Here is a 16,564-nt window from a genome sequence, read left to right on the forward strand (position 1 = left end):
ACTGGAATGAAAAAGAAGACCCTCGCGCGCCTCTCTACTCTTTGCTTTGCGGCTGCGGCGGCGAGTGTGGCGGTGATGAGCACGAGCGCTTCCGCTGCCGACGGCAACAGCGTGAAGATCGGCTACGTCACCGACTTGTCGGGCCTGTATGCCGACATCGACGGGCCGGGCGGACTCGAAGCGATCCGCATGGCGATCGCGGATTTCGGCGGCAAGGTGAACGGCAAGCCCATCGAGCTCGTCTACGCGGACCACCAGAACAAGGCCGATATCGCGGCGTCGCGCGCGCGTGAATGGATCGACCGCGATGGCGTGAACGTCATCATCGGCGGCACGAACTCGGCCACGGCGCTGTCCACCGCGCAAGTCGCGGCGGAGAAGAAGACGCCGTACATCAACATCGGCGCGGGCGCGGACAACCTGACCAACGAGCAATGCTCGCCCTACACCGTCCACTACGCCTACGACACGATGGCGCTCGCCAAAGGCACCGGTTCCGCGGTGACCAAGCAGGGCGGCAAGACGTGGTACTTCCTGACGGCCGACTACGCGTTCGGCAAGGCGCTCGAAAAGAACACGGCTGACGTCGTGAAGGCGAACGGCGGCCAGGTGCTCGGCGAAGTGCGGCATCCGCTGTCGGCGTCGGACTTCTCGTCGTTCCTGCTGCAGGCGCAGGGATCGAAGGCGCAGGTGCTCGGCCTCGCGAACGCGGGCGGCGACACGATCAACTCGATCAAGGCCGCGAAGGAATTCGGCATCACCAAGTCGATGAAGATCGCCGCGCTGCTCATCTTCATCAACGATATCCACAGCCTCGGGCTCGAGACGACGCAAGGCCTCGTCGCGACGGATAGCTGGTACTGGAACAAGGACGAGAACACGCGCAAGTGGGCGCAGCGCTACTTCGGCAAGATGAAGAAGATGCCGTCGAGCCTGCAAGCCGCGGATTACTCGGCCGTGATGACGTATCTCAACGCAGTGAAGGCCGCCGGCACGACGGACAGCGACAAGGTCATGGCGCAGCTTCACAAGACGAAGATCGACGACTTCTACGCGAAGGGCTATATCCGCGAAGACGGCGCAATGATTCACGACATGTACCTGATGGAAGTGAAGAAGCCGTCGGAATCGAAAGAGCCGTGGGACTACTACAAGATCACCGCGACGATTCCGGGCGATCAGGCGTTCGGCACGAAGGCGGAGTCGCGCTGCAAGCTCTGGAAGTAAGCATTCGGCAGTGATCTAGCGCGTTCGCAACGCAGGCGGCCAGGAAAGCCGCTTGCCGTTGCAACCGCGTCAACACGTTTCTGACGGCAGGTTCAATGGAAATCTTCGGCATCCCGCTCGCCGCAATGATGAGCCAGCTGCTTCTCGGGCTGGTGAACGGCTCGTTCTACGCGATCCTGAGCCTCGGGCTCGCGGTGATCTTCGGCTTGCTCAACGTCATCAACTTCGCGCACGGCGCGCTCTTCATGCTGGGCGCGATGCTCGCATGGATGGGCTACTCGTACTTCGATATCCCCTACTGGCTGATGCTCCTGCTGGCGCCGGTGATCGTCGGCATCTTCGGCGTGATCGTCGAGCGCTCGATGCTGCGCTGGCTCTACAAGCTCGATCACCTTTACGGTCTTTTGCTCACGTTCGGCCTCACGCTCGTGATCGAAGGCGTGTTCCGCTCCATCTACGGGTCGTCGGGGCAGCCTTACGACGTGCCCTCGCTGCTTCAGGGCGCGACCAATGTCGGCTTCATGTTCCTGCCGAACTATCGCGCGTGGGTGGTCGTCGCGTCGCTCGCGGTGTGCTTCGCGACCTGGTTCGTGATCGAGAAGACGCGCATTGGCGCCTATCTGCGCGCGGGCACGGAGAATCCGAAGCTCGTCGAGGCCTTCGGCGTCAACGTGCCGATGATGATCACGCTCACCTACGGCTTCGGCGTCGCGCTGGCGGCGTTCGCGGGCGTGCTGGCCGCGCCCGTCATTCAGGTTTCGCCGCTGATGGGCCAGTCGATGATCATCACCGTGTTCGCGGTCGTCGTGATCGGCGGCATGGGCTCGATCATGGGTTCGATCCTGACGGGCCTGCTGCTCGGCGTGATCGAGGGCTTTACGCGCGTGTTCTATCCGGAAGCGTCCGCGACGGTCGTCTTCGTCATCATGGCGATCGTGTTGATGATTCGCCCGGCAGGACTCTTCGGCAAGGAAAAATGATGCAGAGAAAAGCGCTCTACGGCCTGTTGCTGATTGGCCTGATCGTGGCGCCGTTCGTCGGCGTGTATCCCGTGTTCATGATGAAGGTGCTGTGCTTCGCGCTCTTCGCGGCGGCCTTCAATCTGCTGATCGGCTATACGGGGCTGCTGTCGTTCGGCCACGCGATGTTCCTTGCGACGGCGGGCTATGTCACCGGATATGCGATTCAGACGCTCAACTTCACGCCGGAGCTCGGCGTGATCGCGGGAACGGCGGCGGCGACGCTGCTCGGGCTCGTAGCCGGCCTGCTCGCGATCCGGCGCCAGGGCATCTACTTCGCGATGGTTACGCTGGCGCTCGCGCAGATGGTGTACTTCGTGTTCCTGCAGGCGCCTTTCACGCACGGCGAAGACGGCCTGCAAGGGGTGCCGCGCGGCAGGCTCTTCAACGCCATCGATCTCGGCAGCGACATCACGCTGTATTACGTCGTGCTGGTTGTGATGCTGCTCGCGTTCGCGCTGATCGTGCGCATCGTGCATTCGCCGTTCGGCCAAGTGCTCATCGCGATCAAGGAGAACGAGCCGCGCGCGATTTCGCTCGGTTACGACACCGCGCGCTACAAGCTGCTGGCGTTCGTGCTGTCGGCGGGTCTCGCGGGATTCGCGGGCTCGCTGAAGACGGTCGTGCTCGGCTTCGAAACGCTCGGCGACGCCTATTGGACAATGTCCGGCCTCGTCGTGCTGATGACGCTCGTCGGCGGCATGAGCACGATGTTCGGGCCGTTGCTCGGCGCGGCGATCATCGTCGCGCTGGAAGACCGGCTCGGCGACATCGGCACCGGCATCGCGCGGCTGACGGGCGTGCAGTGGTTCAACTCGCTCGGCGAGTCGGTCACGATCGTGACGGGCGTGATTTTCATCGCATGCGTGCTGGCGTTCAGGCGCGGGATTGTCGGGGAAATCGTCGCGCGGGTCCGGCCGTTGCAAGGCTGAAGGGATTTTGTTTTGAAATCCGAATGAATTCGGTTAATCGGGCAAAATTGCGAGATGCGCGCCGTATTGCAAGAAATACGCCCCGTTGAGGTGCTTTTGTGCACCACTAGGGTAAATGCTAGGTTGTCGCGCAGTATTGCATTCTTTAATATGCGTCCTAGTTCTGTTGCACCCAGATTTTTTGAGGTGGAGAACGAGGAGACATGAGGCACAAAGTGCCCGACCGAAAAGCGCTGTTGGATGAGTCCAACAGCGCTTTTTTATTTGCCCGCCGATAATACGAATAATCCCGCGGCGCATTTTAAGCGGGGTTTTCCCGAGGTAATCGGGATTGGGGCGGGCGCGTTGCCGAAGCAGCGAAAACACAACGCCGAAGCACGCCTGAAACCCTTCAAAATGCTTGCTGCCCGGTGCGTCAGTCCGCTAAACTGCATTTCCCGACCCATTGGTCGGCGATTCGTTTCGAGTGCGGATCAGGCGTGAATCACGGGCATTTTCGCAAGCGGTCCATCAAGCAAGAACACGATTTACGGGGCGCAAATCAATGAAGTTGGCTTTACGCGGTAAGACGGTCGCAATGGCCGTCGCGGGTCTGTGTGTCAGTTTCTCGGCGGCATTCAGCAATCAGGTCATGGCGCAAGTGAAAATCGGCGTAACGGTCTCGGCAACGGGTCCGGCGGCGTCGCTCGGCATTCCGGAAAAGAACACGGTCGCATTGCTGCCGAAGGAAGTCGCGGGGCAGAAGGTGGAATACATCGTCCTCGACGACGCCACCGATTCCACGCAAGCCGTTAAAAACGCGCGCAAGCTGACGAGCGAAGATCACGTCGATGCGCTCGTCGGCTCGACCGTCGTGCCGAACTCGCTCGCGATGATCGACATCGCCGCCGAAACGCATACGCCGATGCTCTCGATGGCCGCGGCCGCGAGCATCGTCGAACCGATGGATAGCAAGCGCGCATGGGTCTTCAAGACGCCGCAGAACGACATTCTCATGGCCACCGCGATCGCGCAGCACATGTCGAATCACGGCGTGAAGACGGTCGCGTTCATCGGCTTTTCCGACGCCTATGGCGAGAGCTGGTTCAAGGAATTCTCGAAAGCGGCCGATCTCGCGAAGCTGAAGGTCGTCGCGAACGAGCGCTTCGCGCGCAACGACGCATCGGTCACGGGCCAGGTGCTCAAGATGATGTCGCAGAACGCGGATGCGGTGCTGATCGCGGGCGCGGGCACGCCGGCGGCGCTGCCGCAGAAGACGCTCAAGGAGCGCGGCTACAAGGGCAAGATCTATCAGACGCACGGCGTCGCCAATAACGATTTCCTGCGCGTGTGCGGCAAGGATTGCGAAGGCACGTTCCTGCCCGCCGGGCCGCTTCTGGTCGCGGAGCAGTTGCCCGACAGCAACCCCGTGAAGCAGGCCGCGCTCACGTACAAGAAAGCGTACGAGGGCGCGTATGGCGCGGGTTCCGTCTCCACGTTCGGCGGTCATGCATGGGACGCGGGCCTCATCCTCCAGCGCGCGATTCCCCTCGCGCTGAAGAAGGGCCAGCCCGGCACGCCCGCATTCCGCGAAGCATTGCGCGCGGCGATCGAAGAGACGAAGAATCTGCCCGCGTCGCACGGCATCTTCAACATGAGCGCGGGCGATCACGCAGGACTCGACCAGCGCGCGCGCGTGATGGTGGAGATCGTCGGCGGCAAGTGGAAGCTCTCGGGCAACTGACGGCAACCGTATGTGAACCGATTCGGAAACCAAAGGCGCGTTGCAAGGTAACGCGCCTTTTTTTCTGTGCTTCGCAGTGAAAGAAGGGCGGCGAAAGAAGAGGGCGCGAAGCCCCGCATGCAGCCGCGCAACAGTCAGGGAAATCCACCCTTGGCACGCAGTGACGCGGTACATAGATTGGGGCGGCCTTCGATTCGCACCCGAAGGCTCGCATCGATAACAGCTCGCAGCAGCGCACCGCACGGGTGCGTGTTGGCATAACAAGCAAGTCGCGTTTGGAGACAAGTAATGAACACGAAGAAGGCATGGATCAGGAGCGGCATCGCGCTCGCCGTCGCGGGCAGCATGTTCGCAGGCGCGGGCGCGGCGTTCGCGCAAGTGAAGATCGGCGTGACGCTTTCGGCGACGGGACCGGCCGCATCGCTCGGGATTCCCGAGAAAAATACCGTCGCGCTATTGCCGAAGGAAATCGGCGGGAAGTCGGTCGAATGGATCGTGCTCGATGACGGTTCGGACACGAGCCGCGCCGTGCAGAACACGCGCAAGCTGATCGACGAAGACAAGGTCGATGCGATCGTCGGCTCGACCGTCACGCCCAACTCGCTCGCGATGATCGATCCGGCCGCCGCAGGCAAGACGCCGATGATCTCGATGGCCGCATCGGCCGCCATCATTTCGCCGATGGACGCGAAGAAGGCGTGGGTCTTCAAGACGCCGCAGAACGACGCGCTGATGGCCGACGCGATCGCGAGCTACATGGAGAAGCACGGCGTGAAGACGGTGGGCTTCATCGGCTTCGCGGATGCCTACGGCGACGGCTGGTACAACGTGTTCAACACGGCGGCGGCAGCGCACAAGCTGAAGATCCTCACGAACGAGCGCTTTAACCGCACGGACACGTCCGTCACGGGTCAGGTACTGAAGACGATGGGCGCGAACCCCGACGCGGTGCTGATCGCGGGCGCGGGCACGCCGTCCGCGCTGCCGGCCAAGGCGCTGAAAGAGCGCGGCTACAAGGGCAAGGTGTATCAGACGCACGGCGTCGCCAATAACGACTTCCTGCGCGTCTGCGGCAAGGATTGCGAGGGCGAGATTCTGCCCGCGGGTCCGGTCCTCGTGACCGAGCAATTGCCGGCGAGCAATCCGGTGAAGAAGTCGTCGGCGGCCTACAAGGACGCGTATGAGAAGGCGTATGGCGCGGGCTCGCTCTCGACGTTCGGCGGCCATGCCTGGGACGCGGGCCAGATGCTTCAGCGCGCGATTCCCGAAGCGCTCAAGAAAGGGCAGCCGGGCACGCCGGAGTTCCGCGAGGCGCTGCGCGCCGCGCTGGAAAACCTGAAGGATCTGCCGGTGTCGCACGGCATCATGAACACAACGCCGACCGATCACAATGGCTTCGACGATCGCGCGCGCGTGATGGTGCAGATCGTCGACGGCAAGTGGAAGCTGCTGAACGACTGATCTTCGCAAGACGCTTTTCGCTTATTTTCAAGACAGACGGCGCACCGGCAACGGCGCGCCGTTTGCCCATGTTTCACCGAAGCTCCGAAGAGGAAGTATGGACTTATCGATTGCGGCGATCCTCGCGCAGGACGGGATCACCACGGGCGCGATCTACGCCTTGCTCGCGCTCGCTCTGGTGCTCGTGTTCTCCGTGACACGCGTCATTTTCATTCCGCAGGGCGAGTTCGTCGCGTACGGCGCGCTCACGCTGGCCGCGCTGCAAACGCAGAAGCTGCCCGCGACCTGTTATCTGCTCATCGCGATGGGCGTGGGCTGCTTCGTCGCCGAGACGTTCGGCGTCGTGCGTGGTCGGGCGAGCGTGCGCTCGCTGCCAGTGCTGGCGGCCAAATATCTGCTGTTTCCCGTCGCTGTGTGGGGCATCACGCAGGCGGCGTTCGCGCAGCCCTTGCCGATGATCGCGCAGATCGCGCTGACGCTCCTGATCGTCGTGCCGATGGGACCGTTCGTCTACCGGCTCGCCTATGAGCCGATCGCGGAGGCGAGCACGCTGCTGCTGCTGATCGTCGCGGTGGCGGTGCATTTTGCGATGGTCGGCCTCGGGCTCGTGATGTTCGGCGCGGAAGGCTCGCGCACGACCGCCTTCTCCGACGCCACGTTCAATCTCGGCGATGTGTCGATCTCGGGGCAGAGCTTGTGGGTCGTCGGCACGGCCGTCGTGCTGATCGTCGCGCTGTATTTCTATTTCGATCGCTCTATCTCCGGCAAGGCGTTGCGCGCGACCTCGGTGAACCGGCTGGGCGCGCGGCTCGTGGGCATTGGCACGACGCAGGCGGGACGCCTCGCGTTCACGCTTGCTGCCGGCCTCGGCGCGCTCTGCGGCGTGCTCGTGGCGCCGATCACGACCATCTACTACGACTCGGGCTTTCTGATCGGCCTGAAGGGCTTCGTGGGCGCGATCGTCGGCGGTCTGGTGAGCTATCCGCTCGCGGCGGCGGGGTCGCTGCTGGTGGGGCTGCTCGAATCGTATTCGTCGTTTTGGGCGAGTGCATACAAGGAGGTGATCGTCTTCACCCTGATCATTCCGGTCTTGCTGTGGCGAAGTCTCGCGAGCCCGCATTCGGATGAGGACGAGGAGTAAGCCGATGAAATTCCGTTCTTTCTGGATCTTCCTGCTGATCGTTTTCGCGCTTCCCGTGCTGCCGGGGCCTGTCGCCGTACCCGAGTACTGGATCACGCTGCTCAACTACATCGGCCTGTATTCCATCGTCGCGATAGGGCTCGTGCTGCTCACGGGCATCGGCGGCATGACGAGCTTCGGGCAGGCTGCGTTCGTCGGCGTGGGCGCCTATGCGACGGCCTTCCTGACGACGCGCTATGGCGTCTCGCCGTGGCTCGCGCTGATTGCGGGCGTCGTGCTGACGGCGTTCATCGCGCTGCTGCTCGGGCTCATCACGATGCGTCTGTCGGGACACTTTTTGCCGCTCGGGACGATCGCGTGGGGGCTGTCGCTGTTCTATCTGTTCGGCAATATGGAACTGCTCGGCAAGTACGACGGCATCAACGGCATTCCCGTGCTCAATCTCTTCGGCTGGGAGTTGGAATCGGGCCGCAGCATCTACTACCTGATCTGGGTCGTGGTGCTGCTTGCGGTGGTTTCTGTTCAGAATCTGCTTAATAGTCGGCCCGGGCGAGCAATTCGCGCGCTGCGCGGCGGCGGCACGATGGCCGAAGCGATGGGCGTCAATACCGCCTGGATGCGCGTGGTCATCTTCATCTACGCAGCGGTGCTGGCGGCTATTTCGGGCTTCCTGTACGCGCATTTGCAGCGCGCGGTGAACCCGACGCCGTTCGGGTTGAATCATGGCATCGAGTTCCTGTTCATGGCCGTGGTCGGCGGCGTATCGCATGTCTGGGGTGCGATTCTCGGCGCGACCATCCTCACCGTTATGCAGGATTATCTGCAGACGCTGCTGCCGAAGCTGATCGGCGCGAACGGTAATTTTGAGATTATCGTTTTCGGTGTCGTGATGGTGCTGTTGCTTCAATATGCGCGGCAGGGCGTCTGGCCGTTCGTCGCGCGTATTTTTCCGCGCGGGCCGCGTGCTCACGTGCCGGATCATGGCGACGCGCTTCCGCAGCGCAGCAAACCGGCGGCGGGCGAGCGCTTGCTCGTCGTCGAAAAGGCGCGCAAGCAGTTCGGCGGACTCGTCGCGGTGAATGATGTGAGCTTCGAGGTGAAGGCGGGGGAGATCATTGGCCTGATCGGGCCGAATGGCGCGGGCAAATCCACGACGTTCAATCTCGTAACAGGCGTGCTCCAGGCGACGAGCGGGGAAATCAGTTTCCACGGCGAACGCATCGAGAAGCTGACTTCGCGTGAGATCGTAAAGCGCGGTATCGGACGGACGTTTCAGCACGTCAAGATGCTTCCGGGCATGACCGTGCTGGAGAACGTCGCGATCGGTGCGCATTTGCGTGGGAACACGGGGGTGTGGCGCAGTATCGCCCGTTTGAATGCGCCGGAGGAAGCGCGTCTCATGTCCGAGGCGGCGAAACAGATCGCACGCGTCGGGCTGGAGAAGCATATCTATAGCGAGGCGGGCAGTCTCGCGCTCGGCCAGCAACGCATTCTGGAAATTGCGCGTGCGCTGTGCTGCGATCCGACGCTCCTTCTGCTCGATGAACCGGCCGCCGGCCTGCGCTATCAAGAGAAGGTGCAGCTTGCCGACCTGCTGCGGAAACTGCGCGCCGAAGGAATGAGCATTTTGTTGGTCGAACATGACATGGACTTCGTCATGAATCTGACGGATCGACTCGTCGTGATGGAGTTCGGCACGAAGATCGCAGAAGGTTTGCCGAAGGACGTTCAGAAAGATCCGGCGGTTCTCGAAGCGTATCTGGGCGGGGTGGAATGATGGCGAAAGAAACGAACGCGGTGCAGGACGCAATCCTGGAGGTGCAAGGGCTGTCGGTGCGTTACGGCAAGGTCGAAGCACTGCATGACGGCAAACTTACGGTCGGCGCGGGGCAGATCGTCTCGGTGATCGGACCGAACGGCGCAGGCAAGTCGACGCTGCTCAATGCAATCATGGGCGCGTTGCCGCAGATCGGTCACGCGAAGGGCCTCGTTCGCTATCTCGGCGAGGATGTGTCCGCGCTGCCGATCGAACGTCGGGTGTCACGCGGCATGTGCCTGGTACCGGAGAAGCGCGAGCTATTCTCGACGATGGCGGTGGAGGATAACCTCGTACTTGGCGCTTATCGAAGGAAGAAGGCAGGCGACCGTAATTTCCTTGATCAACTGGATCACGTCTTCGAACTGTTCCCGCGCCTGAAGGAGCGACGCAAACAGGCGGCGGGTACGCTCTCCGGTGGCGAGCGTCAAATGCTCGCAGTGGGCCGCGCGTTGATGGGCAAGCCGCAATTGCTCATGCTGGACGAGCCGAGCTTGGGCCTCGCGCCGCTGATCGTGAAGGAGATCTTCCATATCGTCAGCGCGCTTCGTCAGACGGGCGTCGCGACATTGCTGATCGAGCAGAACGCGCGTGCGGCCTTGCAAATCTCCGACTACGGCTACGTGCTGGAAACGGGGGAATTCGCTCTGGAGGGCAACGCAGATGCGCTCCAGCACAACCCTCAAGTGATCGAAACCTATCTTGGTCTGACGAAAAAGGTCGCATAAAGCGACCTTGACGTCTCCTCAGAATGGCGTGTTTCACGTGAAACACGCCATTTTTTTCGTCCTTAGCCGATCGGTCGAATTCGAGGCCAGGAAGAAACCGTTATAATTCAAAGCTATTCTCTCTTCAGGTTCGTGTCGTTCGCACACGAAATCTCCAATGCTTTATCCCACAGAATTTGATGTGATCGTCGTTGGTGGCGGTCACGCAGGCACTGAGGCCGCGCTTGCCTCCGCGCGCACGGGCTGCAAAACGCTGCTTTTGACCCACAACATCGAGACGCTGGGCCAAATGAGCTGCAATCCGTCCATCGGCGGAATCGGAAAAGGTCATCTGGTTAAAGAGGTCGATGCCCTCGGCGGCGCCATGGCCGCGGCGACCGATGAATCCGGCATCCAGTTCCGTATCCTGAATTCGTCGAAGGGTCCTGCGGTGCGGGCGACACGCGCGCAGGCAGACCGGCTGCTTTATAAGCAAGCGATTCGTCATCGGCTCGAAAATCAGCCGAATTTGTGGCTCTTCCAGCAGGCCGTCGATGACCTGATGGTGGAGGGCGACCGCGTCGTCGGAGCCGTGACGCAAGTCGGCCTGCGCTTTCGGTCACGCGCTGTCGTGCTTACGGCGGGTACGTTCCTGGACGGCAAGATTCACGTCGGCCTGAATAATTACGTCGGCGGACGAGCGGGCGATCCCGCCGCCGTGTCGCTTTCCGCGCGGCTGAAGGAGTTGAAGCTGCCTCAGGGCCGCCTCAAAACGGGCACGCCACCACGAATCGATGGCCGCACGATCGATTTCTCAAAGCTCGAAGAGCAGCCGGGCGACCTCGATCCGGTGCCCGTGTTCTCCTTCCTTGGTCGGGTAGAGCAGCATCCGCGGCAGATGCCGTGCTGGGTCACGCATACGAACGCGCGGACGCACGACATCATCCGCTCGGGTTTGGACCGGTCGCCGATGTACACAGGCGTGATCGAGGGCGTTGGTCCGCGCTATTGCCCGTCGATCGAGGACAAGATTCATCGTTTTGCGTCGAAAGATGCGCATCAGATCTTCCTGGAACCGGAAGGGCTGACGACGAATGAGTTCTATCCGAACGGCATCTCAACGAGTCTCCCGTTCGATGTGCAGCTCGAGCTTGTCCGATCGATGAACGGTCTGGAGCACGCGCACATTCTTCGCCCCGGATACGCAATCGAGTACGACTATTTCGACCCGCGCGCACTGAAGGCGTCGCTAGAGACGAAGGCTATCAACGGCCTGTTCTTTGCCGGTCAGATTAACGGCACGACGGGCTACGAAGAAGCGGCCGCGCAGGGCCTTCTGGCGGGCATCAATGCGGGCTTGCAGGTGCAGGGGAAGGAGGCATGGTCGCCGCGTCGCGATCAGGCCTATCTGGGCGTGCTCGTGGACGATCTCGTCACGCGGGGCGTGTCCGAGCCGTATCGCATGTTCACGAGCCGCGCCGAGTATCGTCTTTCGCTGCGTGAAGACAATGCCGATATGCGTCTGACGGAGATCGGGCGCGAACTCGGCGTGGTCGACGACGTGCGCTGGGACGCCTTCAGCCGCAAACGTGACGCTGTTTCACGTGAAACACAGCGCCTCCGTTCTACGTGGGTAAATCCGAAGACCCTGCCAGCCGAAGAAGCGACTGCACTGTTGGGCAAGCCAATCGATCACGAATACAGCCTTGCGGATTTGCTGCGGCGCCCTGGCATCTCGTATGACGGCATCTGCGCGCTACGCGAAGGCGCGTGCGGCCCCGAAGCACCGCTCGCAGACGACCCCGTGCTGCTGGCACAGATCAAGGAACAGATCGAGATTGGTGTGAAGTATCAGGGCTACATCGACCGTCAAGCGGACGAAATCGTGCGGAACGGCGCGCAGGAAAACACGCGATTGCCCGAGAGTCTCGACTATAACGACGTTCGCGGCTTGTCCTTCGAGGCGCGCCAAAAGCTGATCCAGCACCGTCCTGAGACGATCGGACAGGCGTCGCGCATTTCGGGCATCACGCCGGCCGCAATCTCGCTGCTAATGGTGCATCTGAAGCGAGGCGCGGGGCGTCGCGGCCGCAATGCGGCAGCCGATGAGTCAGCAACCGGCAACACGACGACGGCTCAATGACCGACCGCAATTCAACCCTTGCGACGACGCTCGAAAAGGGCGTCGACGAACTCGAACTGGCGCTCACATCCGCGCAGACACAAAAACTGCTCGACTACGTCGCGCTGCTTGGCAAATGGAACGGCGTCTATAACCTGACGGCGATCCGCGATCCTAACCAGATGGTGATTCAGCACATCCTGGATTCGCTGGCGATCGTGCCGATGGTCGCGGGCCGCCATCCGCGAACTGTGCTGGATGTCGGCTCGGGAGGCGGATTGCCCGGCATCGTATTGGCGATCGTGCTGCCGGAGTTGCGTGTCACGTTGAACGATATCGTGCACAAGAAAACCGCGTTTCAGTCGCAGGCGAAGGTGCAGTTAGGTCTGAGCAATTTGTCGGTCGTGACCGGTCGCGTCGAAAGTCTGCGTCCCGGCGTCGAAGTGCCGGAAAAATTCGATGTAATCGTGTCGCGCGCATTCGCAGAGCTCTCCGATTTCGTTACACTTTCGCGTCATCTGGTTGCGAACGATGGACGGATTCTGGCGATGAAAGGCGTCAAGCCCGATGCCGAAATCGCCCGTCTCCCCGCAGGTGCGACGGTGCTCGGCATCGAGCGGCTGAATGTGCCGATGCTCGACGCGGAGCGGCATCTCGTTGAAATTGCCGTCGCGCCAGACTGACGGCCCGTACGGTTTCCATCCGACATTCCAGGCACGCTGATCTTCTGACGGCGAGAAAACAAGGACACTAAACGATGGCAAAAATCTTCTGCGTCGCAAATCAGAAGGGCGGCGTTGGAAAGACCACGACAGCGGTCAATCTCGCGGCCAGCCTTGCGGGGCTCGATCAGCGCGTGCTGCTGATCGACCTGGACCCGCAGGGTAACGCGACGATGGGCAGCGGCATCGACAAGTCGGCGTGCGAGAACACCGTCTACGAAGTGCTGGTCGATGGCGTCACATTGTCTGAGGCGCGCACGCGCCCGTCGGCGGTCGGATACGACGTGCTGCCGGCCAATCGCGAACTCGCGGGCGCCGAAGTCGAACTGGTCCAGATGGAGCACCGCGAGCGCATTCTGCGCACCGCGCTCGCCGAAGTAGTCGATGACTATGACTTCGTATTGATCGATTGCCCGCCGGCGCTCTCGTTGCTGACGCTCAATGCGTTGTGCGCGGCGCACGGCGTCATCATTCCGATGCAGTGCGAGTACTTCGCGCTCGAAGGCCTGTCGGATCTCGTGAACACGATCAAGCAGGTCCACGCGAACCTGAACCGCGATCTGAAGGTCATCGGCCTGTTGCGCGTGATGTTCGATCCGCGCATCACCTTGCAGCAACAGGTGTCCGATCAATTGAAGGAACATTTCGGCAGCAAGCTGTTCGATGTGGTGATCCCGCGCAATGTGCGTCTGGCCGAGGCGCCGAGCTACGGGCTGCCGGGGGTCGTATTCGACAAGTCTTCGCGTGGCGCGCAGGCTTACATCCAATTCGGCACTGAGATGATGGAGCGCGTGCGTGCGCTCGAGGTCAGCTAAGCCAACCTATTCGATGCGGCAAGGAACGCCGACGGAGGAACCGAAATGAGCGCTGTAATGAAGAAGAAAGGTTTAGGCCGAGGCCTGGACGCATTGCTCGGCGGCAGCGTCGATATTACGGAAGCCGTCCGCGGCGAGGGTACGCCTTCGGTGCTGTCGCTCGACAAATTGCAGGCCGGCAAGTATCAGCCGCGCACGCGCATGGACGAAGGCGCGCTACAGGAGCTCGCGGCGAGCATTCGCGCGCAAGGCCTGATGCAACCGATTCTCGTGCGCTCGGTGGGCGACGATCACTACGAAATCATCGCGGGCGAGCGACGTTTCCGCGCCGCGCGCCTGGCCGGTCTCGACGAAGTGCCGGTGCTCGTGAAAAACGTGCCGGATCAGGCCGCCGCCGCGATGGCGCTGATCGAAAATATCCAGCGCGAGGATCTCAACCCGCTGGAAGAGGCGCAGGGCATCCAGCGCCTGCTCGACGAATTCAGTTTCACGCACGAGCAGGCTGCCGAATCCGTCGGGCGCTCACGCAGCGCCGTATCGAACCTGCTGCGTCTGCTGAACCTCGCGACGCCCGTCCAGACGATGCTGCTCGCGGGCGATCTCGACATGGGCCACGCGCGCGCGCTCCTGGCCGTCGATGCCGCGACGCAAATCCAGCTCGCCAATCACGTCGTGAATCGCCGCCTGTCGGTGCGTGAAACCGAACGCCTCGTCGCCGCGACGACCAAGGAAGCGCCCGCCACCAAAGCGCGCGTGGCGAACGACGGTGGCCGCGATACGCGCCGGCTGGAGGAAGAACTGTCGGATCTGCTATCGGCGAACGTGAAAATCAAACTGGGCGGAAGAGGGCGCGGCAAGGTGCTGATCGACTTCGGGAATCTGGACGCGCTCGAAGGCATTCTCACGAAGCTGCGCGGCAGCATCGAAACGCCCACGCCCACCGCCTGACCTGAGCATCGCTTGTCCGAATACAACATCAATCGTCCGCGGACCGATCTGTTCGCGCGACTCTGGCGAGCCGTCTCCCGGGAGCCGGTTCTGTCCATTCTCGTCGTCGCGCTCATCGTGCTGCAAATCGCGCACCCGCGGCCGTGGAAGTCGTTACCGGGTCTCGTCGACTGGCAGACGGTGCTCACGCTCGCCGGACTCCTGATCGTCACCAAGGCGATCGAATTATCAGGATTCCTGATGTGGGCCGCGCATCGGCTCGTACATCACATTCACGGCGAGCGCACGCTCGCGCTGCTGCTCGTTGCGCTGGCCGCGGGCCTTTCTACCGTGCTGACCAACGATGTCGCGCTCTTTGCCGTCGTGCCGCTCACGTTATCGCTGCACAAGCTCGCGCCGCTGCCCATCAAGCGGCTCGTCATCGTGATCGCGCTGGCGGTCAATGCAGGCTCGGTGCTGACGCCTCTCGGCAATCCGCAAAACCTCTTTCTCTGGCAGACGAGCGGCGTGGGATTTCCCGCCTTCGTCTGGACGCTGCTGCCGCTGTGCGCCGCGTTGATGGCGCTGCTCGGCGTCGTCACGTTCGCGATGTTTCGCGCCGCGCCGCTCGATCTGTCGGGCGATGTGGAAGAGCATCGCGTCGATCGCGTGTTGTGCGGCGTGAGCGTGCTTGCATTCGCGATATTCGTCGCGCTCGCCGATGCGCATCACGCTGGCCCCGCGCTCGCCGTGCTCGCGCTCGTTTTCCTGCTGTGGCGCCGCGAGGTCGTGTTCAAGATCGACTGGCTGCTGCTGCTCATCTTCGTGTTGATGTTCATCGTGCTGCGTAGCGCGGCCGCGCTGCCGTCGATCCACGCGGCGATCGCGCATATCGGCGTCGGCACGCCGGTGCGCGCCTATGCGGCCGGCGCCGTGCTTTCGCAAGCGATCAGCAACGTGCCCGCCGCGATCGTTCTCGCGGAGTTTTCCAAGGATTGGCGCGCGCTCGCGTTCGGCGTGAGCGTCGGCGGCTTCGGCCTGGCGATCGGCTCGCTGGCCAATCTCATCGCCGTGCGGCTGTCCGGCGAAAAGGGCATGTGGATGCCGTTCCACATCGTGTCGATACCGTTCTGGATCGTGGCGATGCTCATCGGTTGGGCGCTCGTCTGAGGCGTTCCGAGGTCCTCTACATCAACTGAGAATCTCCTTGCAATTGCAAGAAAAGTCTCGCTTTCGAGACCGATTTTTAAGGTTCGTCCGCTTGGCTTTTGACACACCTAAACTATTGAATCCGTGACAACAATCGCTTACAATCGCCCGGATTTATCAGCTAGGCCACCTCGAAAGCGCTGCGAAAGCGCAGGGTGATTTCCCCGGACTTTTGGTTGAAGGTTTGAAGACGGTGCGAGAGGAAAATCGAGCGCCGAACGCTCACGCAACCGGCAATGCGAAGGCCTCCGGAAATCAGCCGCGCAGCTCGTCGAGCGAGTCGTGGGACGCCGAAGCGCAAGATAACAATATCGTTCCGCTCACGCGGGATCAGGCACAGAAGCTGTTTGGGCCCGAGGTGAGTCGTCCATCGCGTGTCACGCCGTATAAGGTGGTGGCAGCGCAAATGGTTTTGTCCCTGGGTGCGACGCTGTTGTGGTGGCTGTTCTACAAGCCGCCGGGCGATGCTGCGCTGTCCGCGTTCCTGGGAGGCGCAATCTGCTGGGTGCCGAGCGCGTTGTTCGCCGCGCGCCTGAAGGCGAAGAGTGGCGCGGAGACGATCATGAGCTGGATGATCGGCGAGGCGATCAAGATGGGAGCGACGATTGCCATGTTCGTGGCCGTCGCGTACTGGTACAAAAGCGCGTTGTGGCTGCCGTTGCTCGTCACGTACATCGTCGCTTTGAAGACTTACTGGGTTGCAATGGCGCTTCGGTGACGATTCTTGACGTCCCAGGTAAGTG

General features: G+C 61.9%; 14 protein-coding genes. All 14 read left to right on the top strand.

What is annotated here, in order from left to right; all coding sequences use genetic code 11:
* The first annotated feature begins 6 nt into the window (after window positions 1–6).
* The 14 genes from LY284_RS13265 (at window position 7) to LY284_RS13330 (ending at window position 16,539) form a co-directional block, all read left to right on the top strand.
* Window positions 7–1,227, top strand: coding sequence for an ABC transporter substrate-binding protein (locus LY284_RS13265; protein ID WP_077157715.1), 1,221 nt, complete (start codon window positions 7–9; stop codon window positions 1,225–1,227).
* A 95-nt stretch (window positions 1,228–1,322) separates the two neighbouring features.
* Complete coding sequence (locus LY284_RS13270) at window positions 1,323–2,207, top strand: branched-chain amino acid ABC transporter permease (protein ID WP_233386665.1); 885 nt, start codon at window positions 1,323–1,325, stop codon at window positions 2,205–2,207.
* Window positions 2,207–3,178, top strand: a complete 972-nt coding sequence (locus LY284_RS13275; protein WP_014192692.1) for a branched-chain amino acid ABC transporter permease — start codon at window positions 2,207–2,209, stop codon at window positions 3,176–3,178. Before LY284_RS13270 ends, LY284_RS13275 begins: the two co-directional genes overlap by 1 nt.
* A gap of 544 nt (window positions 3,179–3,722) precedes the next feature.
* A complete protein-coding gene (locus tag LY284_RS13280; RefSeq protein ID WP_233386667.1) occupies window positions 3,723–4,901 on the top strand; it encodes an ABC transporter substrate-binding protein in 1,179 nt (392 codons plus the stop codon).
* 288 nt (window positions 4,902–5,189) lie between these two features.
* Window positions 5,190–6,362 carry an ABC transporter substrate-binding protein gene (locus LY284_RS13285; RefSeq protein WP_233386675.1) on the top strand — a complete coding sequence of 391 codons (1,173 nt, stop codon included), beginning with the start codon at window positions 5,190–5,192 and terminating at the stop codon, window positions 6,360–6,362.
* A 97-nt stretch (window positions 6,363–6,459) separates the two neighbouring features.
* Complete coding sequence (locus LY284_RS13290) at window positions 6,460–7,503, top strand: branched-chain amino acid ABC transporter permease (protein WP_077157712.1); 1,044 nt, start codon at window positions 6,460–6,462, stop codon at window positions 7,501–7,503.
* A 4-nt stretch (window positions 7,504–7,507) separates the two neighbouring features.
* Complete coding sequence (locus tag LY284_RS13295; RefSeq protein ID WP_375294246.1) at window positions 7,508–9,280, top strand: ATP-binding cassette domain-containing protein; 1,773 nt, start codon at window positions 7,508–7,510, stop codon at window positions 9,278–9,280.
* Window positions 9,280–10,047, top strand: coding sequence for an ABC transporter ATP-binding protein (locus LY284_RS13300; RefSeq protein ID WP_233387177.1), 768 nt, complete (start codon window positions 9,280–9,282; stop codon window positions 10,045–10,047). Before LY284_RS13295 ends, LY284_RS13300 begins: the two co-directional genes overlap by 1 nt.
* A 157-nt stretch (window positions 10,048–10,204) precedes the next feature.
* Window positions 10,205–12,169: a tRNA uridine-5-carboxymethylaminomethyl(34) synthesis enzyme MnmG gene (mnmG, locus tag LY284_RS13305; RefSeq protein ID WP_233386679.1), complete on the top strand. Its 1,965-nt coding sequence runs from the start codon at window positions 10,205–10,207 to the stop codon at window positions 12,167–12,169.
* Window positions 12,166–12,831 (top strand): 16S rRNA (guanine(527)-N(7))-methyltransferase RsmG, encoded by a 666-nt coding sequence (gene rsmG / locus LY284_RS13310; RefSeq protein WP_233386688.1) that lies wholly within the window; start codon window positions 12,166–12,168, stop codon window positions 12,829–12,831. Before mnmG ends, rsmG begins: the two co-directional genes overlap by 4 nt.
* A gap of 74 nt (window positions 12,832–12,905) precedes the next feature.
* Entirely contained in the window at window positions 12,906–13,685 is a 780-nt protein-coding gene (locus tag LY284_RS13315; RefSeq protein WP_014192684.1) for a ParA family protein, read from the top strand.
* Window positions 13,686–13,730: 45 nt separating this feature from the next.
* On the top strand, window positions 13,731–14,633 hold the full coding sequence (locus tag LY284_RS13320; protein ID WP_014192683.1) for a ParB/RepB/Spo0J family partition protein: 903 nt from the start codon (window positions 13,731–13,733) through the stop codon (window positions 14,631–14,633).
* 12 nt (window positions 14,634–14,645) lie between these two features.
* Entirely contained in the window at window positions 14,646–15,782 is a 1,137-nt protein-coding gene (locus LY284_RS13325) for an SLC13 family permease (protein WP_233386690.1), read from the top strand.
* Window positions 15,783–15,993: 211 nt separating this feature from the next.
* Window positions 15,994–16,539, top strand: a complete 546-nt coding sequence (locus LY284_RS13330) for an ATP synthase subunit I (RefSeq protein WP_014192681.1) — start codon at window positions 15,994–15,996, stop codon at window positions 16,537–16,539.
* The last annotated feature ends 25 nt before the right edge of the window (window positions 16,540–16,564 follow it).

The organism is Caballeronia sp. PC1 (assembly GCF_021353155.1).
In the GTDB taxonomy this organism is placed as follows: Bacteria; Pseudomonadota; Gammaproteobacteria; order Burkholderiales; family Burkholderiaceae; genus Caballeronia; species Caballeronia cordobensis.